Source organism: Curtobacterium sp. PhB137 (assembly GCF_003814955.1).
Lineage (GTDB): Bacteria > Actinomycetota > Actinomycetes > Actinomycetales > Microbacteriaceae > Curtobacterium.
Genome location: NZ_RKQO01000004.1, coordinates 670,681 through 692,650, shown reverse-complemented (window position 1 = coordinate 692,650; position 21,970 = coordinate 670,681). Strand labels below are relative to the sequence as shown.

The 21,970-nt window shown below is 72.1% G+C and carries 24 protein-coding genes; 8 read left to right on the top strand and 16 right to left on the bottom strand.

The genetic code is table 11. From position 1 onward, the window contains the following. Positions 1-39 precede the first annotated feature (39 nt). The 3 genes from EDF28_RS03680 to EDF28_RS03670 all read left to right on the top strand — a co-directional run bounded on the left by EDF28_RS03680 (position 40) and on the right by EDF28_RS03670 (position 2,333). Positions 40-747, top strand: coding sequence for a GntR family transcriptional regulator (locus tag EDF28_RS03680; protein WP_123294516.1), 708 nt, complete (start codon positions 40-42; stop codon positions 745-747). Between the two features lie 19 nt (positions 748-766). Continuing rightward, positions 767-1,597 carry an ABC transporter ATP-binding protein gene (locus tag EDF28_RS03675; protein ID WP_243648929.1) on the top strand — a complete coding sequence of 277 codons (831 nt, stop codon included), beginning with the start codon at positions 767-769 and terminating at the stop codon, positions 1,595-1,597. Positions 1,598-1,739: 142 nt separating this feature from the next. Next, a complete protein-coding gene (locus tag EDF28_RS03670) occupies positions 1,740-2,333 on the top strand; it encodes a hypothetical protein (protein WP_123937204.1) in 594 nt (197 codons plus the stop codon). 226 nt (positions 2,334-2,559) lie between these two features. Here EDF28_RS03670 and EDF28_RS03665 read toward each other — a convergent pair whose 3' ends face one another. The 12 genes from EDF28_RS03665 to hemE form a co-directional block, all read right to left on the bottom strand. Next, the gene (locus tag EDF28_RS03665) at positions 2,560-3,024 is read right to left on the bottom strand and encodes a DIP1984 family protein (protein ID WP_123339224.1); all 465 of its coding nucleotides are present in this window, start codon (positions 3,022-3,024) and stop codon (positions 2,560-2,562) included. A 92-nt stretch (positions 3,025-3,116) separates the two neighbouring features. Then, positions 3,117-4,448: a glutamate-1-semialdehyde 2,1-aminomutase gene (gene hemL, locus EDF28_RS03660; RefSeq protein ID WP_123294513.1), complete on the bottom strand. Its 1,332-nt coding sequence runs from the start codon at positions 4,446-4,448 to the stop codon at positions 3,117-3,119. Further along, the gene (hemB, locus tag EDF28_RS03655) at positions 4,445-5,500 is read right to left on the bottom strand and encodes a porphobilinogen synthase (RefSeq protein ID WP_260154506.1); all 1,056 of its coding nucleotides are present in this window, start codon (positions 5,498-5,500) and stop codon (positions 4,445-4,447) included. Before hemB ends, hemL begins: the two co-directional genes overlap by 4 nt. Beyond that, positions 5,497-6,213 (bottom strand): uroporphyrinogen-III synthase, encoded by a 717-nt coding sequence (locus EDF28_RS03650; RefSeq protein ID WP_123937203.1) that lies wholly within the window; start codon positions 6,211-6,213, stop codon positions 5,497-5,499. The genes hemB and EDF28_RS03650 overlap by 4 nt, the downstream gene beginning before the upstream one ends. A gap of 35 nt (positions 6,214-6,248) precedes the next feature. Then, on the bottom strand, positions 6,249-7,208 hold the full coding sequence (gene hemC, locus EDF28_RS03645) for a hydroxymethylbilane synthase (RefSeq protein WP_123937202.1): 960 nt from the start codon (positions 7,206-7,208) through the stop codon (positions 6,249-6,251). Further along, a complete protein-coding gene (locus EDF28_RS03640; protein WP_123937201.1) occupies positions 7,205-8,440 on the bottom strand; it encodes a ferrochelatase in 1,236 nt (411 codons plus the stop codon). The genes hemC and EDF28_RS03640 overlap by 4 nt, the downstream gene beginning before the upstream one ends. Next, on the bottom strand, positions 8,437-9,180 hold the full coding sequence (gene hemQ, locus EDF28_RS03635) for a hydrogen peroxide-dependent heme synthase (RefSeq protein WP_243834039.1): 744 nt from the start codon (positions 9,178-9,180) through the stop codon (positions 8,437-8,439). The genes EDF28_RS03640 and hemQ overlap by 4 nt, the downstream gene beginning before the upstream one ends. Positions 9,181-9,247: 67 nt before the next feature. Further along, a complete protein-coding gene (locus EDF28_RS03630; protein ID WP_111083767.1) occupies positions 9,248-9,478 on the bottom strand; it encodes a DUF3618 domain-containing protein in 231 nt (76 codons plus the stop codon). Positions 9,479-9,510: 32 nt separating this feature from the next. After that, positions 9,511-9,969 carry a phage holin family protein gene (locus EDF28_RS03625; RefSeq protein ID WP_111083766.1) on the bottom strand — a complete coding sequence of 153 codons (459 nt, stop codon included), beginning with the start codon at positions 9,967-9,969 and terminating at the stop codon, positions 9,511-9,513. Then, on the bottom strand, positions 9,966-10,220 hold the full coding sequence (locus EDF28_RS03620) for a hypothetical protein (RefSeq protein WP_017887727.1): 255 nt from the start codon (positions 10,218-10,220) through the stop codon (positions 9,966-9,968). Before EDF28_RS03620 ends, EDF28_RS03625 begins: the two co-directional genes overlap by 4 nt. 100 nt (positions 10,221-10,320) lie before the next feature. After that, positions 10,321-11,661, bottom strand: a complete 1,341-nt coding sequence (locus tag EDF28_RS03615; RefSeq protein WP_260154504.1) for an NAD(P)/FAD-dependent oxidoreductase — start codon at positions 11,659-11,661, stop codon at positions 10,321-10,323. Then, positions 11,658-12,764, bottom strand: coding sequence for a uroporphyrinogen decarboxylase (hemE, locus tag EDF28_RS03610; RefSeq protein ID WP_123937200.1), 1,107 nt, complete (start codon positions 12,762-12,764; stop codon positions 11,658-11,660). The genes EDF28_RS03615 and hemE overlap by 4 nt, the downstream gene beginning before the upstream one ends. Positions 12,765-12,802: 38 nt before the next feature. Between hemE and EDF28_RS03605 the strand changes: the two genes are divergently transcribed. Both EDF28_RS03605 and EDF28_RS03600 read left to right on the top strand, forming a co-directional pair. Beyond that, positions 12,803-14,125, top strand: a complete 1,323-nt coding sequence (locus EDF28_RS03605) for a glutamyl-tRNA reductase (protein ID WP_123294506.1) — start codon at positions 12,803-12,805, stop codon at positions 14,123-14,125. After that, positions 14,122-14,562: an NUDIX domain-containing protein gene (locus tag EDF28_RS03600; protein ID WP_260154613.1), complete on the top strand. Its 441-nt coding sequence runs from the start codon at positions 14,122-14,124 to the stop codon at positions 14,560-14,562. The genes EDF28_RS03605 and EDF28_RS03600 overlap by 4 nt, the downstream gene beginning before the upstream one ends. A gap of 3 nt (positions 14,563-14,565) precedes the next feature. On the opposite strand, the gene EDF28_RS03595 is transcribed toward EDF28_RS03600, so the two are convergent. Continuing rightward, entirely contained in the window at positions 14,566-14,841 is a 276-nt protein-coding gene (locus EDF28_RS03595; protein ID WP_123294504.1) for a hypothetical protein, read from the bottom strand. Positions 14,842-14,940: 99 nt separating this feature from the next. Here EDF28_RS03595 and EDF28_RS03590 point away from each other — a divergent pair, with 99 nt between their 5' ends. The 3 genes from EDF28_RS03590 to EDF28_RS03580 all read left to right on the top strand — a co-directional run bounded on the left by EDF28_RS03590 (position 14,941) and on the right by EDF28_RS03580 (position 17,611). Continuing rightward, on the top strand, positions 14,941-15,639 hold the full coding sequence (locus tag EDF28_RS03590) for a DUF4232 domain-containing protein (protein WP_123937198.1): 699 nt from the start codon (positions 14,941-14,943) through the stop codon (positions 15,637-15,639). A gap of 137 nt (positions 15,640-15,776) precedes the next feature. Then, on the top strand, positions 15,777-16,196 hold the full coding sequence (locus EDF28_RS03585; RefSeq protein WP_123937197.1) for a GNAT family N-acetyltransferase: 420 nt from the start codon (positions 15,777-15,779) through the stop codon (positions 16,194-16,196). A gap of 59 nt (positions 16,197-16,255) precedes the next feature. After that, entirely contained in the window at positions 16,256-17,611 is a 1,356-nt protein-coding gene (locus EDF28_RS03580; protein ID WP_123937196.1) for a hypothetical protein, read from the top strand. 9 nt (positions 17,612-17,620) lie between these two features. Here the strand turns inward: EDF28_RS03580 and EDF28_RS03575 are convergent, their stop codons facing one another. The 3 genes from EDF28_RS03575 to EDF28_RS03565 are packed head-to-tail and all read right to left on the bottom strand — an operon-like array spanning position 17,621 to position 21,927. After that, positions 17,621-18,559 carry a serine hydrolase gene (locus EDF28_RS03575; RefSeq protein ID WP_123294500.1) on the bottom strand — a complete coding sequence of 313 codons (939 nt, stop codon included), beginning with the start codon at positions 18,557-18,559 and terminating at the stop codon, positions 17,621-17,623. Continuing rightward, a complete protein-coding gene (locus tag EDF28_RS03570; RefSeq protein WP_123937195.1) occupies positions 18,559-20,523 on the bottom strand; it encodes a M13 family metallopeptidase in 1,965 nt (654 codons plus the stop codon). The genes EDF28_RS03575 and EDF28_RS03570 overlap by 1 nt, the downstream gene beginning before the upstream one ends. A 39-nt stretch (positions 20,524-20,562) precedes the next feature. Continuing rightward, positions 20,563-21,927, bottom strand: a complete 1,365-nt coding sequence (locus EDF28_RS03565) for a hypothetical protein (protein WP_123937194.1) — start codon at positions 21,925-21,927, stop codon at positions 20,563-20,565. Positions 21,928-21,970: the final 43 nt, after the last annotated feature.

Genomic DNA, 21,970 nt, shown 5'->3' with positions numbered 1-21,970 from the left:
GGTTTGGATACCAAACGTCCGTGACACGAGGAGTCCGTCATGCCGGTACCCAAGTCGACCGTCGAGAACTCGCCGCGCAAGCTGCTCCGCGACGTGGTCCTCGAGAAGATGTTGGCCGCGATCCAGGACGGCACGCTGCAGGCCGGCGAACGGCTCAACGACGACGAACTGGTCCAGTGGCTCGGCGTCAGTCGCACGCCCATCCGTGAGGCGATCGCCAAGCTCGTCGACTACGGCTTGGTCGAGATGGAGGCGAACCGGTACACCCGGGTCGCGTCGCCCACCGCCAAGCAGTTCGACGACACCATCCAGGTGCTCGCCGGCGTCACGGAGCTCGCCGCCCGCTGGGCCGTCCCGAAGCTCGACGACGCAGCGGCCACACGCCTCGTCGACACGCTGGAAGCCCTGCGCACTGCCGCCGAGCAGGAGCGCGCCGGCGACGTCTCGACGCAGGTCGGCGCGGTCGTCACCCAGTTGATCGGTGCGGCGGACAACGACCTGCTTGTCCAGCTGTCGACCTCGCTGCTGCCCCGCGCGAACTTCCTCGCCCTGACCCACCAGAGCGGCATGTTCTGGGACGTCAAGCACTTCGTCGACCCGCTCCGTGCGGCGATCTCGAAGCGAGACGGCGAAGCAGCGGCCGCGGTGATCCGTTCGCTCAGCAGCACCGTCGAGGAGCACACCGTGCAGGCCCGCGCGTTCGTCGCCGAGGGCGGCGCGCTGGCCGACGGCACCGAACGGCGCTGACGTCGGCCACGATGGAGTCGTGACCGACACCGACCAGTTCCGCGCCGCGGGCGCCCAGTTCCGCGCCGACGACGTCCTGCTCCGTGCCGAGGGCGTCCGTGTGACGCGCTCCGGCCGCGACCTGCTGCACGACGTCGACCTGACCGTCCGCCGCGGTGAGCACTGGGCGCTCCTCGGACCGAACGGCGCCGGCAAGTCGACGCTGCTCGCGGTGCTCGGGGCGACGGGCCACCCCACGGCGGGCACGGTCGAGGTGCTCGGCCGACGCCTCGGACGCGTCGACGTCCGCGAGCTGCGTGAGCACATCGGCCACGTCGACCCGCGGCACCGGATGCTCTCCCCGCTCACCGTGCTCGAGACGGTGCTGACGGGACTGACGGGCACCACCGACCTCATGATGCGGTGGGAGCCCACGGCCGCGCAGGTCGCACTGGCCGAGCAGCACATCGCCGACGTCGGGCTCGCCGCACGGCGGGACGCCCGCTGGCCCGTGCTGTCCCAGGGCGAACGCGGACGGACCCTCATCGCACGGGCGCTGATGTCGGAGCCGCAGTTGCTGCTGCTCGACGAACCGGCGACCGGGCTCGACGTCGCTGCGCGCGAGCACCTGCTCGAGACCGTCGACGCCCTGCGGCACCGACACCCCGAGCTCGGCAGCGTCATGGTCACGCACCACCTCGAGGACCTGCCGGTGTCGACCTCGCACGCGATGCTGCTCCGTGACGGTGCCGTGGTGGCACAGGGCACCGCGGACGAGGTCATCACGTCGTCGGCGGTGTCGCACGCGTTCGACTTCCCGCTCGCGATCCTGCGCTCCGAGGGCCGCTGGGCAGCTCGCCGTTCCGCCTGACGCGTCGCTGGGGCCGGACAGGCGCGTTGCGGCGCTCCGGCCTGTGCTTGGATGGTTGCTCAGGTGTCCGCGGCCCGTTTCGGGGAGGGACCCGATGCCGGATGACGGTGTCAGGCCGCGCACCGCAACGAGGGGGAACACCATGACGAACACGCCGCCGCCCTACCCGGGGTCCGAGCCGCAGCCGAACGCCGGCCCGCAGCAGCCCGGTCCGCAGCAGCCGGGCCAGCGGCCCTGGGCGCAGCAGCAGCCCGGCCAGCAGCCGTACGCGCAGCCCGCTCCCGCCGGCGCTCCGTACGCCCCGCCGCCCAAGCAGTCCCGTGGCAAGCGCGTCCTGATCTCGCTGCTCGGCGTCGTCGTCGCCGTGGTCGTCGCGTTCCTGGTCCGCCAGGCGCTCACCGCCGCGTTCAGCGACTCGACGGAGGAGAAGGTCTCGAAGGCCGTCGTGCAGATCCGCGAGCAGAGCGACCTGCCGAAGCAGGTCGACTCGGTGACGTCGTGGACGGGCGTCGAGGCCGAGGGCAACGCGATCCACTACGACTACACGGTGTCGTCCAGCGTCGACCCGGCGTCGATCACCGAGAGCGCCATCCGCGACTCGGTCGGCCCGACGCTCTGCTCGAACAGCGATACGAAGGACCTCCTCGACGAGGGCGTCGACATGCGGTACACCTACGCGTTCGACGGCACCTCGAAGACGCTCGACACGACCTTCACCAAGGCCGACTGCTCCTGACCCGTCGAGGGTGGGGCGGTGCTGTCCCCTGTCCCGCCCTCGTCGGTCCGGTCGGTACGCGGTTGTGCGTGGTGCGGTGTGCACCGTACCTGGTGCGACGTGCTGGGCTGCGATGTGCACGGCTCTCGCCATGGCGCTGCCCACTGCGCCGACAGGTGACCGGGTTGCCCGCCGGTCGTCGGGTCCGTACCCGCCCCGGTCCGTCTACCGACGCACCGCCCGCTGCTCAGTCGACCAGGGTGACCTCCCAGTTGGTGCGCTGGACGACCGCGTCGAGTTCGCGGATCTCCTTCGCCAGGGCGTCGGCCCGCGACCGGAGCTCGGCGGTCGGCAGCGCGGCGAACGTGCGGAGTTCACTGCGGAGCTGTCGGTAGCCGCCGTTCGTGCCGGCGGTTGCGTCCGCCGCTCCGGTGACGAGCGCGTGCCGCAGCCGCAGGGCATCGCGTCGGGCGAGCAGTGCGGTGACGGTCTGCCCGGACGCCACGGTGGTGCTGGCGTTCGTCGCGTTGATGCGGGCGAGCAGGACCTCGAGCGCATCGATCGACCGTTCGGCCTCGGCGAGGAGCTCGCGGGCGTCCTCGTCGGGCTCCTCGCCCTCTTGGTAGCGGGCGTTCGCGGCGATGCGGCCGCGCAGTTGCTCGATGCGCTTCTGCAGGTCGGCGCGCTCGATGAGTGCCTCGGCGAGTTGCATGTGGCCAGTCAACCAGCCGAGGCTCCGGCACGGAGCACCGGCCCCGACGCCGCCGCGGCGGCTACTGCCTACGCCGTCGCGGCGCCTACCACCTACGCCGTCGCGGCGGCCGCTGCCTTCGCCGCGGCGGGCAGGGCGTCGAGGATCCGTCCGACGGCCCGCTCGTCGTGGGCGGCCGTGACGAACCACGCCTCGAACACGCTCGGCGGCAGGGTCACCCCGGCGTCGAGCATCGCGTGGAAGAACGGCGCGTACCGGAACACGTCCTGTGCCCGCACGTCGTCGTAGTTCCGCGGTGCAGTGTCCGTGAAGGCGAACGAGAACAGGTTGCCGGCGCGCTGCACGGTGTGGGCGACGCCCTCGGCCGACAGCGCGTCCGACGTGGCCGCCGAGATGACCGAGGCCGTGCGGTTCAGCGACTCGTACACCGACGGCGTCGCGGCCCGGAGCGTGGCGATGCCGGCGGCGACCGCGAGCGGGTTGCCGGACAGGGTGCCCGCTTGGTACACGGGGCCGAGCGGGGCGAGGAAGTCCATGACCTCGCGTCGGCCGCCGAGTGCGGCCAGGGGCATGCCGCCACCGATGACCTTGCCGAACGTGATCAGGTCGGGCTTCCACCCGGCGCCGTCGGGGACGACCTTCGACGCCTCGAGGCCCCACCAGCCGGCCGACCCGACGCGGAACCCGGTCAGGACCTCGTCGACGATGAGCAGCGCCCCGTGCGCCTGCACGATCTGCGCGAGCGCGCGGTTGAACCCGCGCTCGGGAGCGAGCACGCCCATGTTCGCCGCGGCGGCCTCGACGATGACGCCGGCGATGCGCTCGGAGTGCTCGTCGAACGCGCGGCGGACGGCGTCGAGGTCGTTGTACGGCAGCACCAGGGTCTGCGCCGCGGTCTCCTCGGTGATGCCCGCGCTGCCCGGCAGGGCCAGGGTGGCGACACCCGAACCGGCCTCGGCGAGCAGGGAGTCGGAGTGCCCGTGGTAGTGCCCGGCGAACTTCACGAGCAGGTCGCGGCCGGTGTAGCCGCGGGCCAACCGGATCGCCGTCATCGTGGCCTCGGTGCCGGTGGACACCATGCGGAGCTTCTCGATGGGGCCGTCGCCGTCGACCGACACCCGCTGCTTCACGAGCTCGGCGAGCTCGGTCTCGCCCGGGGTCGAGGCGCCGAAGGACAGTCCGCGCGCGGCGGCCTGCTGCACGGCCTCGACGGTGCCGGGGTGCGCGTGTCCGAGGATCGCGGGACCCCACGACGCCACGAGGTCGACGTACTCACGTCCCTCGGCGTCGGTGACGTACGCGCCCTTCGCCGACACCAGGAAGCGCGGGGTGCCGCCCACCGATCCGTAGGCACGGACGGGCGAGTTCACGCCGCCGGGGATCGCGTTCTTGGCGCGGCCGAACAGCTGGTCGTTCGTGGTCATTCGGGGGCCTTCCCGGTCGAGGCGATGCCGGCGACAGCGGCGGTGGTGCCGGAGGTGCGGAGGCCGGCCTCCTGGTTGAGCTTCCGTGCGATGTCGACGGCGAAGTAGGTCAGGATCGCGTCGGCGCCGGCACGCTTGATGCCGATGAGCGACTCCATCGCGGCGGCGTCACGGTCGATCCAGCCGTTCTGCGCGGCTGCCGTGATCATCGCGTACTCGCCGGAGATCTGGTAGGCCCAGACCGGCACGGGCGACGTCGCAGCGGTCTCGGCGAGGACGTCGAGGTAGCTCATCGCCGGCTTCACCATCACGACGTCGGCACCCTCGTCGACGTCGAGCGCGACCTCGCGCAGCCCCTGCCGACCGTTGGCGGCGTCGATCTGGTACGTCCGCCGGTCGCCGACGAGCGACGACGACACGGCCTCGCGGAAGGGGCCGTAGAAGGCGGAGGCGTACTTGGCCGCGTAGGCCAGCAGCGCGGTGCCGGTGTGACCGGCGACGTCGAGCGCGTCACGGGCGGCGGCGATCTGGCCGTCCATCATCCCGCTCAGGCACACCAGTTCGGCGCCGGCCTCTGCCTGCGCGACCGCCATGTCGCGGTACCGCAGCAGGGTCGCGTCGTTGTCGACGGAGCCGTCCGCCGCCAGGACGCCGCAGTGGCCGTGGTCGGTGAACTCGTCGAGGCACAGGTCGGACTGCACGACCAGGTCGTCACCGACCTCTTCCCTCGCCACGCGGATGGCCACGTTGAGGATGCCGTCGGGGTCGGTCGCGCCGGAACCGGTGGCGTCCTTCGTGGTCGGGACACCGAACAGGTTCACGCCGCCGATCCCGACCTCCGCGGCCGACACCAGGGCGCGACGGAACGAGTCGAGCGAGTGCTGCTGCACGCCCGGCATGCTCGAGATGTCGACGGCGTCGGTGGCGCCTTCGCGGATGAACATCGGCAGCACGAGCTCGGCTGGGTGCAACCGGGTCTCGGCGACGAGCCGTCGCATCGCGGGGGTGGCGCGGAGCCGACGGGGGCGGACCTGGGGGAAACGGCCGGTCACGGGTGGCCTTCCTGTTCGGGGGCGGTGGGGTTCAGGGCCTCGACGACGGCGTCGAGCAGGGCTTCTGCGGACCGGGTGGGTCCGACGACGTGGACCGGCAGTCCGGCCGCGCGCGCGTCGGCGGCGGTTCCGGGGCCGATGCAGGCCACGAGGGTGCGGGGGTCGAGCGGGGTCATCCGGCGGGCGATCTCACGGGCCACGCTGCCGCTCGTCACGAGCACCGCGTCGGGCACCGCGTCGAGGGTGATCGGCTCGTCGCCGGTCCCCACGGTACGGTACGCGACCACGTCGTCCACGTCGATGCCGCGGGCCCGCAGTCCGTCGACGAGGGTCGGCGCGGCGATCTCGGAGCGCGGGAAGAGCACGGTGCCGTCGGTGTCCGGCAGCGCGGCGACGAGGGCAACGGCCGAGGCCTGCTCCGGCACGAGGTCGACGACCCAGCCCGCAGCACGCGCGGCACGGGCGGTCGGCTCACCGACCGCCGCAACGCGGACACCGGACGGGAGGCCCGCCACGCGTTCTGCGAGCACCGTCACGGCCGTCGCACTGGTCACAACCACCCACGCGTACCCGGCCACGCGGGCGACGGCACGATCGAGCGGGCCGCAGTCGAGCGGCGGCTCGGTCGTGATGAGCGGGACGACCTTCGGGTCGAGCCCGCGCTGCCGCGCCGCCGCCGCGACGCGCTCGCCCCACGCGCCACCCCGGGGGATGACGACGACGGGAGCGGGCGTGTCCGTGACGGGCTCTACTTCACCGAGTCGGCGAGGTCCGCCAGGTCGCCGGCACCGTTCTCGAGCAGCTCGGCGGCCACGCGGCCACCGACCTCGAGTGCTTCGGCGAGACGGTCCTGCGCGGATCCCTCGAGCACGGCCGCGTGCGACGCCGTGCGGTACTCGGCGCCGTCGGGGCTGTAGACGGTGGCGGAGACGAGCAGGAGCTCGGCGTCCACGACCGCTGTCGCACCGATCGGGGCGGAGCAGCCGGCCTCGAGCTTCGCCAGGACCTCGCGCTCGGCCGACACCGTCAGGCGGGTCGGGGCGTGCTCGATCTTGCGCAGCGCGGCGAGCAGGTTCGTGTCGGTTTCACCGGCACGGGTCTCGACCGCCAGGGCGCCCTGCCCCGGAGCGCTCGGCCAGAAACCGAGGTCGAGCAGTTCGGTGGCGGCCGACAGGCGGTCGATGCGGGTGAGCCCGGCGGCGGCGAGCACGACGGCGTCGAGGTCGTCGTCGACGCGACCGAGCCGGGTGTCGATGTTGCCGCGGATGTCGATGACGTCCAGGTCGGGGCGCTTCGCCTTGAGCTGCGCGACGCGACGCGGAGAGCCCGTGCCGACCTTCGCACCCTCGGGCAGGCTCTCGACGGTCGCGCCGTTCCGCGCCACGAGGACGTCGCGGGCGTCGGCACGCTTCGGCACGGCCGCGATCGTCAGGCCCGGGTACGGCGCGGTCGGCAGGTCCTTGAGCGAGTGCACCAGGACGTCGACCTCGCCGGCGACCAGGGCTTCACGCAGGGCGCTGGCGAACACGCCGGTGCCGCCCAGCGACGCGAGCGAGGCGCGGTTCGCGTCGCCCTCGCTCGTGACCGTGACGAGCTCGACCGGACGACCGGCCGCCGCTGCCAGGCGGTCGGCGACGTCCTGCGACTGCGCGACCGCGAGCCGGCTGGCGCGGGTGCCCAGCCGGATCGGGGTCGGAGCGTCGGTCACGGGGCGACGCCGGCGGCGGCGGGCTTGAAGCCGGCGCGGACGTTCTCGCAGCAGCCCGGGCGGCAGACGTCGTACCAGGGACCGATGTCGGTCAGGTGCGGACGCTCGCTGGTGGGGGTGCCGTTGACGCGCTCGAGCACCAGGTCGACGAGACCTGAGACGTAGGCCGGGTCGACACCGGGGGTCTGCGTGCGGACCGACCAGAAGCCGAGCTCCTGCGCGGTCTCGGTGGCTTCCTCGTCGAGGTCCCACATGACCTCCATGTGGTCGCTCACGAAGCCGAGCGGGACGATGAGCACGGCGCGGGTCGAGCCGCCCTTGAGCTCCTCGTTCATGTAGTCGTTGACGTCGGGCTCGAGCCACGGCTGCGTCGGGGGACCGGAGCGCGACTGGTAGACGAGCTTCCACGCCGGCTTGGACGTGCCCTGCAGGTGCGCGTGCTCGGGCTGCTCGAGCAGCTCCGCCCACGCCTGGTCGAGGACGACCTGCGCGACGGCGAGGTGCTGGGCCTCGTAGGCGCCGTGCTCGTCGAAGCCGCGGTAGTCCGGGCCGGACTTCGCGGCGTCGGTCGACGGGATCGAGTGGGTCGAGAACAGCACGTGCAGCTCGGTCGCGACGTCGAGCTGAGCGTTCTCGGCGATGGCCTTCGCCATGCCGTCACGGACGCCGTCGACGAACGGGCGGACGAAGCCGGGGTGGTCGAAGAACTGCCGGATCTTGTCGATCTCGATGGTGCCGAGCAGGCCGGTCTCGTCGAGCACGCGTGCGTAGTCCTCGCGGTACTGGCGGCAGCTCGAGAACGACGAGTAGGCGCTCGTGGCGATCGCGATGAGCTTGTTGTAGCCCTTGTCGGCGGCCTCGGTGAAGGCCTGCTCGAGGTAGGGCTCCCAGTTGCGGTTGCCCCAGAGCACCGGCATGTCGATGCCGCGCGATGCCAGCTCGACCTCGAGCGCCGCCTTCAACGCGCGGTTCTGCGCGTTGATCGGGCTCACGCCGCCGAAGTGCCGGTAGTGGTGCGCGACCTCTTCGAGCCGCTCGTCCGGGATGCCGCGGCCGCGGGTGACGTTGCGCAGGAAGGGGATGACGTCGTCCTGGCCCTCGGGGCCACCGAAGCCGGCGAGCAGGATCGCGTCGTAGGCGGTCGGGACCTCGACGTGCTCCGGGCCGGAAGCGGCCGCTGGGGTGGCGGCGAGGACGGGCTGACCGTTCGTGATCAGGCTGGTGTCGGTCATGACAGCACCTCCGGGAGTTCGGCGGTCGTCACGCGACGACCCGTGAAGAAGGGGACCTCTTCGCGCACGTGCAGACGGGCCTCGGTGGCACGCAGGTCGCGCATCAGGTCGACGAGGTCGACGAGCTCGGGGCTCTCGAGCGGCAGGATCCACTCGTAGTCGCTCAGGGCGAAGGTGGCGATGGTGTTCGTCAGGACGCGGCGGTACTTGGCGCCGGCGATCCCGTGGTCGCGCAGCATCTTCGAGCGCTCGTCCTCGGGCAGCAGGTACCACTCGAAGGAACGGACGAACGGGTAGACCGTGATCCACGCCTCGGGGTCCTTGCCACGGAGGAACGCGGGCGTGTGCCGCTTGTTGAACTCGGCTTCGCGGTGCATCGCCATGACGTGCCACACCGGCTCGGTGTCCTGGAACAGCCCGGTGCGGCGGATCTCGCGCAGCACGGCCTGGATGACCTGCGCGTCGTCGCCGTGCAGCCAGATCATGACGTCGGCATCGGCGCGGAAGCCGGAGACGTCGTAGAAGCCACGGACGGTCACCCCGCGCTCGGCGGCGGACGCGACCACGGCGTCGAGCTCGGCCACGGCGTCGTCGCCGACGCGGTGGACCGGGCCGAGTGGCCTGCGGAACACGGCCCAGAGGGCGTACGCCGTCATGAGGTTGGGATCGATCCCCGTCGCGGGGTCGGTCTCGTGCGGAGAGGTGTGCGCGGATGCAGGAGCGGGCGCGTCGGAACTCATGGGTCCTTGTCCTATCGGTTGCCAGGGTTGTGGCCGCCCCGCACCCGGTGGACCGCGCTCGGGCGGTCTACCGCCGTCGGAGCACCATCACGACGATACCCCCGACCACCGCTACTCCGGCTGCGAGGCCGGCCAGGTACGGGACCGGCTTCTCGTCGATGCCGCGCTTGACCTTCGACGCCGCGATGCCGATCTGCTTCGGCACGTTGAGCTTGTCCTCGATCGCGTCGAGGGTGTCGAACAGCTGGGCGCGGGTCGCGGCGACGCGGTCTGCGAGATCGTCGTGCGGATCGGTCACGGTTCCTCCGTCGGTGGTGCGGCTGTCGGGGCTCAGAACCGGCCGCCGACGTCCGGCTTGCGGCTGCCGTACTGGCTCGGCGGAGTGGGCTTCTTGCCCATCCCCTTCACCGCGTTGATGTCGTTCTTGACGCTGTCGATCGTGCGCTTCGGCGTGATCGGGAGGCCCTTCTTCAGGCGCTTCCAGCCGATCCACCCGAGGATGGCGGCGACGATCAGCATCACCACGGCGATCACGATCGCTGCGAGCCAGGCCGGCATCACGGTCGCCAGGCCCATCACGGCGGCGGTCAGGAGCACGCCGATCGCGTAGAGCACGATGACGAGTGCACCGACCAGCAGCCCCGCGGCGAGCCCGAAGATCTTGGCCTTCGTGAGCATCTCGGCCTTGAGCAGGTCGATCTCACCCTTGACCAGGCCCTTGACGAGCTTCGGGACGTCGCCCACCAGACCGAACAGCGAACGCGACTTGCGGTCGCGGGTGTCGGTCATGAGGTGGTGGTGTCCTTCTTCTGGCCGACCTTGCGGACGGCCTTCTTGGTCGTCTCACCGATGAACTCGGCGACGTCCGGGGTCTTGTCGGCGATGAAGTCCTCGGCGACGTGCACGCCCTTCTGGACGCCGTTGCTGTTCCAGACCTTGCCGCTGACGGTCTTGATCTGCTCGTACCGCGCCCGTCCGGCTCGCGATCCCAGGACGTACCCGAGTGCGGCGCCGGCGACGAACAGGAGCTTTCCGCGCATGTGCGATTCCTCCGTTGGTTCAGTGTGCGGTGGTCATGCGCCGAACGGAATACGTCCGACGGTCTCACCAACAGTAGCCCCCGGGCGGTCTGGGGTCCGCTCAGGAATCCAGGATCTGTCCAGCGGCGGTGCGGGCGGCCGCGATGATCCCGGCCAGGCCCCGTCCGGTCGCGACCTCACCGATGCCGATGACGCCTGCTCCGAGGCCGGCAGCGGTCAGGTCCGGACCGTGCCAGCGGACGCGCGCAGCGCCCACGACGTGCGTCGCCGTCAGGGGGACGCCGAGCAGCGTGGCCGCGTCGTGCAGCGCTCGGGTGCCGACGGGTCCGTCCGGGTCGACCGGGAGGCTCGTGGCCGCGTCGTCGGGACCGCTCGCGCCGTGCGCGCTGGTCGCTTCGGCGGGCATCGCGTAGCTCAGGCGCAGCACGTGGCGGCCGGCAGCCGCCTCGGCGAGCCACGGCCACTTCACCGTCGCGTGCGTCAGGGCCTTCGCCGACACGGCCTGCGCGTCCGGGTGCACGAGCATCCCGGTCCCGCGGGGGGCTGCGTCGAGCTCGGGCTGGTCGACGACGAGCGTGACGAGCTCGATCCCGGTCCAGTCCGACGCCGCGGTGCGCTCGGGATCGGGCACCGACGACAGGGTGTGCTGCGCGGGCAGGCGTTCGACCGTGCCGTCGGCGGAGACGACCTCGACCGCGTGCGCCTCGATCCGGGTCGCCCGGGTGTGCAGCCGGACGTCGACGCGGTAGGTCTCCATGTCGGCGACGAGTTCGTCCACGAGCCGGACGATCCCGCCGCGGATCCCCTGCACCGGGGTACCGGCGGCCGCGCGGGCGCGGAGTGCCAGGACCGCGCGGGCCAGCGAGCCCTCGCGGAGCAGTGCCGCACGGAGGCCGGGAGCCACCCGCTCCGGGTCGAGCTGGTCCGGGTGGGTGGAGTGCACCCCGCCGGCGATCGGGACGACCAGGTCGTCGAGGACCCGCTCCCCCATGCGCCGCCGGACGAGTTCACCCAGGGACTCCGCCTTGGCGCCGACCGGTCCGGGCAGCAGCGAGTCCATCTGTGCACGGAGCCCGCCCTTCTGCCCGACCACGGCGAGCACGTCGGCGGCCATCGGGGTGCTCGGGATGCCGAGGAGCCCCGTCGCGGGGATCGGCGACGTCCGGCCGTCACGGGTCATCAACCAGGCACCGCGCGGGTCCGGGGCGACGACGTCGTTGCCGAGCCCGAGTTCGATCGCCAGGCGGCCGACGGCGTCCGTGCGGGTCGCGAACGAGTCTGCCGCCATGTCGAGGTCGAGGCCGCCGACCGTGTGCCGCCGGATCATGCCGCCCAGCACGCCGGAAGACTCGACGAGCACGACGTCCGCGCCGCCCTTCGCCAGGTCACGGGCCGTGACGAGTCCGGCGATCCCGCCGCCGACCACGACGACGTCGGTCACGCGGCAGACCCGTCACCGAGCGAGTGGACCAGCTCGACGACGCGCGTCAGCACCGTCGGGTCGGTCTCGGGCGGCACACCGTGGCCGAGGTTCACGACGTGGGCGCGGGCGGCGCCACCGCGGCGGACGACCTCGCGCACGTGCGCTTCGAGGACCTCCCACGGGGCCGCGAGCATCGCCGGGTCGATGTTGCCCTGCACGCTGACGCCGGTACCGACCCTGCGCACGGCCTCGTCGAGCGGGAGCCGCCAGTCGACCCCGACCGCGTCGACGCCGACCGTGTCGGTGCCGAGCGTGGTCATGTCGGCGAGGACCTCGCCGCTGCCGACGCCGAAGTGGATGCGCGGCACGCCCAGGTCGGTCACGTGGGACAGCGCCTGCGCCGAGTGCGGTGCGACGTACCGGACGTAGTCGGCGCGCGACAGGGACCCGACCCACGAGTCGAAGAGCTGTGCGGCCGAGGCCCCGGCGAGCACCTGGGCCCGGAGGAACGCCCCCGACACCTCGGCCGCCCAGGCCAGCAGCCGCGACCAGGTCTCCGGCTCCGCGTGCATGAGGGTCCGTGCGCGGATGTGGTCCTTCGACGGGCCGCCCTCGACCAGGTACGCGGCGAGCGTGAAGGGTGCGCCTGCGAATCCGATCAGCGGGGTGTCGCCGAGCTGCTCGACCGTGCGGGCGACCGCCTGCCGGATCGGCTCGAGGGCCGCCGGGTCCAGCGGCACGAGAGCGTCGACGTCCGCCGCGGTGCGGATCGGTGAGCCGAGCACGGGGCCGCGACCGGGGACGATCTCGACGTCCACGCCCGCGAGCTTGATCGGCACGACGATGTCGCTGAAGAAGATGCCGGCGTCCACCCCGTGCCGGCGGACGGGCTGGAGCGTGATCTCCGACGCCATCTCGGGGTCGAGGCACGCGTCGAGCATGGCCGTGCCCACCCGGAGCTCGCGGTACTCGGGCAACGACCGACCGGCCTGCCGCATGAACCACACCGGCAGCGTCTCCGGACGGTCACCCCGCAGGGCCCGGACGAGGCGGGACCCGCTCGTCCGCCCTGATGCCAGGGGGTGGGAGTCGGGGAGGGATGTGGTCGTCGCGTCGGTCACCGGATGATTGTCCCATCGAGCGCGTTACCATTGGCTACGTGCTCATCTGTCTCACGGCGTCGCATCGCAACGCCAGCTTCGACCTCTTGGAGCGACTGAGCATCGCTGCCCCGGCCGCAGCAGGCCACCTCGTGACGGATTCCGACGTCCTGGACGGCGCCGTCGTCCTCGCCACCTGCAACCGTTTCGAGGCCTACCTCGACATCGCCGGCGACGACCGCGACTCCGCCGTCGCCGCCACCGTGCAGGCCGTGGCCGCTGCGAGCGACCTGGACGCCACCGAACTGCGTGATTCGGTCAACGTGCTCGGCGGCAAGGACGTCGTGCAGCACCTGTTCGCCGTGTCGAGCGGGCTCGAGTCCGTCGTCGTCGGCGAGACCGAGATCTCCGGCCAGGTCCGCCGCTCGCTCGAGGACGCCCGGAGCAACGGCACCACCACCTCGGACCTCGAGCGGCTGTTCCAGGAAGCCGCCCACACCTCACGCGGCGTCAAGACCCGCACCCGGATCGGTGCCGCCGGTCGTTCGCTCGTGCGCCTCGGCCTGCAGCTCGCGTCGTCGCGCGTCACCGACTGGGCCCACACCCGCGTGCTGCTGATCGGCACCGGGAGCTACGCGGCCACCACCATCGCGGCCCTGCGCGACCGCGGCGCCGTGCACATCCAGGTGTTCTCGCCCTCGGGCCGTGCCGCCTGGTTCGCCGCGAAGCACGACCTCGTGGCCGCCCGTGACCTGCGCCACGCGATCGGCACCAGCGACGTCGTGATCACCTGCACGTCGAGCGAGCTCCCGGTCGTCGCACCGGCCGACCTCGACGACGGCATCCGCCGCATCGTCATCGACCTCGGACTCCCCCGCAACGTCGACCCGGCCGCTGCCGGTGTCGACGGCGTCGAGCTGCTCGACCTCGAGACCATCAGCCTGCACGCCCCGATCTCCGAGCTGAACGCCGAGTCCGAGGCCCGCGCGATGGTCGACGACGCCGTGTCCCGCTTCCGGGCGCAGGCGCTCGAGCAGTCCACCACCCCGGCCCTCGTCGCGTTCCGCAAGCACGTGTTCGACATCCTCGACGACGAGATCGACCGTGCGAAGCGCCGCGGTGACGCCGACGGCGAGTCCGCCGAGCACACCGAGCGCGCCCTCCGGCACCTGGTGGGCGTCCTGCTGCACCGCCCGTCGGTCCGGGCCCGCGAGCTCGGCCGCGCCGGCCGTGGCGAGGAGTTCGTCGGGGCCATCGACGCCCTGTTCGGCGTGCGGCCCGAGCCCGAGGCAGAGTTGCCGGCGCCCGTCGTCCCGCTTGCCGACCGCACCGCCCTGGACCCGACCGTCTCGAAGCGCGCCGACGAGGCGGACGCGAGCTGAGCCTCCCGGCCGACACGACCCAGCCACCCACGCTGCGGGTCAGCGCGCTCCTGCTGGTGCGGGACCGACGCGTCCTGATGGTGCGTGCGCGAGCGCGCGACGTGCTCTACCTGCCCGGCGGCAAGGCCGAGCCGCACGAGACCGACCTCGACGCCGCCATCCGCGAAGCCCACGAGGAGACCGGTCTGCGGGTGACCGCCGATGACGTCGACCCGTTCGGTGTCGTCCTCGAGCCGGCCCACGGGCAGGCACCCGGCACCATGGTCGCGATGACCCTGTTCCTGGTCCGACCAGGAGGCCCGTTGGACTCCGCCACGCCCGTCGCCTCGGCCGAGGTGGACGAGGTCGAGTGGGTCACCTCGGAGGATGCCGGTCGCTGCCCGCCAGCGGGCGTGGAGACGCTCCGCCGCCTGGTGGCGGCGGAGCGCATCGACTAGTCGTCAGGCCTGGTCCTTGTCGACGTAGTGGCCGGTCTCGCCGTCCTGCGTCGGTTCGGCCTCACCGGGGATGTCCGACTCGACGTACTCGCCGTCGGGTCCGCTCGACTCCGGGCGGGCCTCGCCCGGGATGTCGCTCGCGACGAACTCGCCGACGGGTTCCGTCGTCGTGACGCGCTCCTCGCCGGGGATGTCGCTGTCCGTGAAGGCACCTGCGCGGGTCTCGACCCCGTCCGCGCGGCCCTCGTCGCCACGTGCCTGTTCGTGCTTGCCCGTCATGTCCGACCTCCGCTGCTCGGGTTCCTTGCTCCGGAGTGTGCTCGCGGTCCCTGGATGCCGACCGAACCGCGATCTCCCGGTGGTGGTTGCCTGTGCACCATGCAACGCAGCAGTCGATCGAAGTTCCTGCTCGCCGTCACCGGGCTCGTCGCAGTCGGGGCGTTGGCGGGTTGTGCCTCCGGCGGGGAGCCCTCCGCCACCGAGACGGTGACCGCGCCCGCGCCGTCGCCGTCCGCGTCGTCGTCCACGTCGGCGTCGTCGTCGTCCGCGACCCCGTCGTCCGGCTCGTCGGCGTCGGCCGGCGCCGGTTCCGGGTCTTCCGGATCCGGGTCGTCGGGGTCCGGGTCGGCCGCTGGCGGTCGCTGTGCCGCGTCCTCGCTCGCCGCCAGCATCGAGCCGGGCAGCGGCGGTGCGGCCGGCAGCGTCATCGTGCACCTCGCCCTGCAGAACACCGGGTCGACCACCTGCACCCTGCAGGGCTGGCCGGGCGTCTCGTTCGTCGGCGGTGGCAACGGCAGTCAGATCGGTGCTGCGGCGACACAGGAGAAGAGCTCACCGCACCCGACCGTGACCCTGGCCGCCGGGCAGACCGCCGTGGCGCCGCTCAAGATCGTCCAGGCCGGGAACTACTCGAAGGCCGACTGCTCGCCGAAGACCCCGGACGGCTTCCGCGTGTACCCGCCCGGATCCAAGCAGTCGCTGTTCGTGAAGGACGCCGACTACCAGGCGTGCTCGTCCGCCGATGCGTCGCTGCTGTCCGTGCAGGCGCTCGTGCCGGAGGGGCAGGCGACGTCGTAGCGGGTGGGTGACGGCTGGCTCGTCGGGCAGCCGGATCACCGTGATGCCCACGGAGGGCACCTCCGGCAGGTCACCGCACGCCCGGCGGCGGTGTCGACCTCGGCCTGGCCGCCTCGGGCCTCGTGCACGATGGACCGGTGACCTTCGCCATCAGGGACGAACGACCGGGGACCGACGAACTCCTCACCCTCTACGAAGCCGTCGGGTGGACCGCGTACACGCAGGACCCCGCCGCCCTCGCCAGGGCGATCGCGGGCTCCGACACCGTGCTGACCGCACGCGACGACGACGACCGCTTGCTCGGGCTCGTCCGCACGGTGTCCGACGGCGTGACGATCGTCTACGTCCAGGACCTGCTCGTGGTGCCGGAAGCGCACCGGTCCGGCGTCGGCGGCGCGTTGCTCGACGCCGTCCTCGAGCGGTACGCGGGTGTCCGCCAGACGGTCCTGCTCACCGATGCGGAGCCAGGTCAGCGCGCGTTCTACGAGTCACGTGGCTTCGTCGAGGTCCACGACGTCGCCCCGCAGCCGTTGCGGTCGTTCGTGGTCCTCCGCTGAGCACCGATGGGTCTCGCGACCGATACCGCACTGCGACGGCCTGTTCCTAGACTCACGGCATGGGGGCTCGAAGACGAACACGGTCCGCGGCAGCGATCGCGACCGCACTCGGGGCCCTGCTGGCACTCGCAGCGTGCACGATGCCACCGCCGCCGCACGGGTCGGAGTCGGCGCTCGCGGACCTGATCGCGGACGTCGATCGGCTGCCCGGCGTGGGCTCGACCGAGGGCGAGATCCGCCAGTTCGACGCCAAGGACGACCCGGACCACTGGCTCACGTCGCTCCGGGTCACCGCGGACACCGCCGACCTCGCCGTCGCCGAGCGGGTCCGGCGGACGGCCGAGCGCGGTGTCACCGGCACGACGCTGCAGGTGACACTCGACGTGCCGTCTGCGCGGAAGACCGCTCCGGTCAGCCTCGATCCGATGGACCGCAGGGTCGTCGGCCTGGCCGGTCGGCTGCGCACGCAGACCTTCGTGCGACAGCTGTGGATGACCCCGACCGGTTCGAGGATCGGGCTCGTGCGGAACGTCAGCTTCAGCGATGCAGCGAAACGTGTGCGGACGATCACCGGTCCAGAGCCGACGAACACGAGTACGACGAGGACGACGACCTTGAGCCGCGGCGACGTGTCCGTCGACGTCACGGCCACGCACCCCGGCCGGGCCCTGATGCGCATGATCGACACACTCGCCGACGACCACCACGTGGAGCGCCTCTACTACTCGCCCGGGACGACGTACGCAGACGCGGCGCGGGCCCCCGACGACGCTTCCGGCCTCCCGGCAGTGGCCGATCGGCCGTCCCTGTCGATCGGCGTGCGTCCGCTCGGCGACGTCGCCGAGACCCTCGCCGCGACGACGGACGAGGCAGCCGATGCACACCGCGCACCGCGGACCGCCTTCGACCTGGGCAGCGGCGCGGTCAGTGGGTGGCTCGGGCTCCCCCTCGACGCACCCAAGCCGCGGGATGCCGGTCCGGACGGCGACGCACCGACGAGTCCCACGCCGACCCCGTGGGTCCCTGCAGACGTCGACGACCGCGCCACCGTGCTCCGCGCGTTCCTCGAGCGGTCAGCAGCCGCCGCCGGGGTCCCGGCAACCGTGACGACGGGCACCGAACAGTGCGCGACGTCCGGGTCGTCCGACCCGACCGGCACCCGGGCGACGGCGCTCAGCGTGGTGCCCGTGTTCGACGTGGTCGACGACGCCCAGGAGCCGTTCGACGCCGTGACCGCGCTCTGGACGTCCGAGGGCCTCGGGGTCAGTGACCGCGCGATGGGCCGCGACTCCTGGTCGTCTTCCTCCGGCGCAGACCCGGCCACCGCCAGCATCCGCGGCACCGTCGACGGGTTGAGCCTCACCGCCGAGTCGGCCTGCGTGCCGCCACCCGACGCAACGTCCGAGGGGAACTGAGCGACCCGGTCAGCGGCGCGCCGGGGCGTGCACTGCCTCGAGCAGTTCGGTGCCCATGGTCCGCAGTGCCTCGATGACCGCGAGGCGCCGCTGCAACGTGGCGTCGTCGAACGTCACCGTCACGGCGTAGCTGACCGACGACCCCGGGCCGCGGAGGATCCCGGCCTCGGCGCGGACGCCCGTGCTCGAACCCGTGACCGCGACGACCTGCAGCCCGTGGTCGAGCGCACGGTGCGCCAGGGGGTCGAGGCCGAACGAGCCGGCGACCAGGTTCAGATCGCTCGCCAGCGACAGCCAGCCAAGCACCCGGTTCGAGACCGCTTCGTCCACGACCTCGCCGAGCGCCAGTCCGCGCATCACCCACGCGAGCTCACCCGTCGGGGCCACCGAGGCGTCCGGGGCGTCGTCCGGACCACGACGGTCGCGCACCCGGTCGATCAGCGCGGTCCGCTCGATGCCGAGCGACTCCGCACGCTCGCGGACGGCGTCGATGCCGACCGTCGACAGCAGTGCGTTCATCGCCCAGGTGTCACCGGTGGCGCCGACCAGGGTCGCCAGGTCGGGCACCTGCATCGTCGGTTCCTGCAGGAACTGCCACAGCCCGGCGCCGGTCGCGGTGTCCCGTGCCATGCGCTGGAGGCGGTCGCCGTGCAGGCGTCCGTCCTCGAGCTGTGCCGCGACCTCGATCAGCAGCAGCACCCTGCCGAGGCTCGCGACGGGCTGCACGACGGTGTCGTCGATCGCGAGCAGGGCCTTGCCGGTCGAGGTGTCGATCACCGAGGCGCTGACGCCGGCGCCGTCGAGGGCGAGGGCACCGAGGGCCTCGGTCGTGGCGCCGAAGCGGTCGTCCGGCCGACCGCTGTGCCGACCGCGGGCCCGACCGCCACCATCCGAGCGGTCCTCCGGCCGCCGACGGCGTGACGACCGAGCCGCGTCCGGCTCCACCATCACCAGATCGCGACGCGCTCGGCGGGGTCGAGGTACATCGCGTCCTTCTCGGTCACGCCGAACGTGTCGTAGTAGCCGTCGATGTTGCGGACGACCTGGTTGCACCGGAACTCGTTCGGCGAGTGCGGGTCGATCGACAGCAGGCGCGCGGCTTCCTCCGGACGGATCGCCATCTGCCACGCCTGCGCCCAGCTCAGGAAGAACCGCTCGGCACCGGTCAGGCCGTCGACGACCGGGGGCTCCTGACCGTCGAGCGACAGCAGGTACGCCTTCCACGCGATCGACAGGCCACCGAGGTCGCCGATGTTCTCGCCGATCGTCAGGGCACCGTTGACGTGGCCGTCCGGCACCTCGGTCGGGACGACCGCGTCGTACTGGGCGATGAGGGCCTTCGTGCGCTCCTCGAACGCCGTGCGGTCGGCCTCGGTCCACCAGTTCTCGAGCTTGCCGTCGCCGTCGTACTGCGAGCCCTGGTCGTCGAAGCCGTGCCCGATCTCGTGGCCGATGACGGCACCGATCGCACCGTAGTTGGCGGCGGCGTCGCGGTCGGCGTCGAAGAACGGGAACTGCAGGATCGCCGCGGGGAACACGATCTCGTTGAAACCGGGGTTGTAGTACGCGTTGATCGTCTGCGGGGTCATGAACCACTCGTCGCGGTCGATCGGCTTGCCGATCTTGCCGAGCTCGCGGTCGACCTGGAACGACGCGACGGCGCGGACGTTCGCGACGAGGTCGTCGGGCACGACCGGCAGCGCCGAGTAGTCGCGCCACTTGACCGGGTACCCGATCTTCGGCGTGAACTTGTCGAGCTTGTCGAGGGCACGCGCACGGGTCTCGTCGGTCATCCAGTCGAGCGCCGTGATGCTCTGCCGGTACGCCTCGACCAGGTTGGCGACGAGGTCGTCCATCGTGGCCTTCGAGGTCTCGTCGAAGTGCTCCTGCACGTAGATCCGGCCGACGGCCTCGCCCATCGCGCCCTCGACCAGGGAGACGCCGCGCTTCCAGCGCTCGCGCTGCTTCGGCGCCCCGGTGAGGGCGGTGCCGTAGAACGAGAAGTTCGTGGCCGAGAACGCGCTCGTCAGGTACGCGGCCGAGCCACGGATGACCTGCCAGCGCAGCCAGTCCTTCCAGACCTCGAGCGGCTGGTCGCGCAGGAGCTCGGCAAGGCCCGTGATGAACGACGGCTCGCGGACCACGACCGTCTCGAACGCGCCGGCCGGTGCGTCGATGGCCTGCCACCACGTCTGCAGGTCGATGCCCTCGGCGAGCGCCGCGACCTCTGCCCAGGGCAGCTTGTTGTAGGTCTTCTGGCTGTCGCGGGTGGTGACGTTGTCCCAGTGCTTCGACGCCAGGGCCGTCTCGAGCGCGATGACGTGCTCGGTGCGGTCGCCGCCGTCCTCGAACCCGGCGAGCGGGAACATCGCCGCGACGAACTCGCGGTACTTCGTCCGGATGTCGGCGAAGCGCTCTTCGCGGTAGTACGACTCGTCGGGCAGACCGAGGCCGGACTGCTCGAGGAACACGACGTAGGACTCGGGGTCGCCCGGGTCGTTGTCGACGAAGAGCTGCAGGAAGCTCGGCAGGCCGAGGCGCTCGAAGCGTCCGACGGTGGCGATGAGCTCGGGCACGGACTCGATGGCCGTGATCTCGGTGAGGAGCGGCTCGATCGGTGCGGTGGCGAGCTCTTCGAGCCGTGCCTCGTCGGTGAAGGAGGAGAAGAGGTCACCGACCTTGCGTTCCTCGGTGCCGGGGGCGGCCCGCTGCGAGCGCTCGATGATCTCGCGGACGGCGAGTTCGGCGGCCTCGGCCAGCACCGTGAACGAGCCGTAGCGGGCCTTGTCGTCGGGGATCGGCGTCTCGGCGATCCAGGTGCCGTTCACGTGGCGGTACAGGTCGTCCTGGGGGCGCACCGCGGGGTCGAGTTCGTCAGTGTGGATGCCGGAGGCACGTGCGACGTCGGTCATGCCGTCCACGATAGCCACCGACGCCATGTTCGAGCGGAGTCAGTCGCGGTGGGCTGCGCGACCGCGCAACCGGCGGGCGACGACGAGCCCCCCGAGGCCGGACGCCAGGAGTGCAGCGGCGATCCGGACGGGCACGCTGGGGTCGGTTCCCGTGTACGCCAGTTGCTTCGCCGAGACGACGGTGATCCGGCCGGCTGCCGCGTGCTGCGCCGTCGGGTGGGTCCCGGTGGACACCTCGGGCCTGGAGCCCGTGCCGTGACCGGGGCCCTGGCCGGGCTCCGGCCGCGGCGTCGGGTGGGCCGGGAGCTTCGGCAGCACCAGGCGGAGCGCGCCCTGTTCGACGCCGTCCACCCGCTGTCGCGCGACGACCACGTCGCCCGGCAGCAGCGTGCGCGGGACCGTGAGTTCCCAGTCGCGTCCGATCGACGTCGCGATCGGGTGTCCGTCGGCGCTCTCGATCGCGGTGCCGTCCTCGGCCTCGAGCGCGACGACCCCACCGATCTCGCCGGTGCCCGCGAGCCGGACGGACCCGTCGGCGAGGACGTCGACCGTGCCGGTGAGTGCGAGGGGGATCGTGACCCGCGCCTCGGTCGCGCCGAGCTCGGTCGCGCCGTCGAAGGTCGTCACGGTGACGGAGTAGAAGCGGGCCGTGGCCGGGATGGGCAGCTCGACGGACCACGAGGTGTCCGCCGCGGTCGTCGCCGTCACCGGGCGGCCGTCGGGGTCGAGGGCCGGCCCGTCGGCGTCCGCGAACCGCAGCGTCGTCCCGACCGGTGCCCGTCCAGCGATCGACACCCGTTCCGTCTCACGCGAAGCGGTCGCGGTGGACACGATCGCTGCGCCCGAGACCGTGTAGACGTCGTCGACACCACCGTTATGCGTGCCGTCGAAGTACTGCCACGCCTCGATGTGGTGGTCGCCGAAGGCCAGGTCCCGCAGGGTGGCGGACCAGACACCGTCCGCATCCGCATCGGTCTCACCGACGGTCTCCCCGTCGTCCTTGATCACGATGTGCGCCCTGGGGTGCCCGGAGCCGTCGAGGGTGATCGTGCGGGCGAGGCCGTCGACGGTGGCGAGCATCTCCGGCGGGGTGAGCACGAGGACGTCCACCGGGACGTCGACCTGTCGTCCGGTCACCTGCGAGGTGACGTGCAGCACGCGCTCGCCCGATCGCACCCGGACCGGGGCGTTCCAGGACCCGTCAGGGCCGGCCTCGGTCCACGTGGTCTCGACGCCATCGCCCGTGATGCCCACGCTGCCCCCGGCCGGCCCGGTCCCGACGAGTGTGACGACACCCAGTCCGTGGTCGATCGACCGCACGCCGGCGGTGAAGTCGGCCCGCGGTGTCTGCCGCGTCGCAGCGGCACTGGACCCGTTCGCGGCGCTGGCCGAGGTGGCAGCCACGACGGGCGACAGCGCGGGTGGGAACCGCGGGACGTCACGGGCC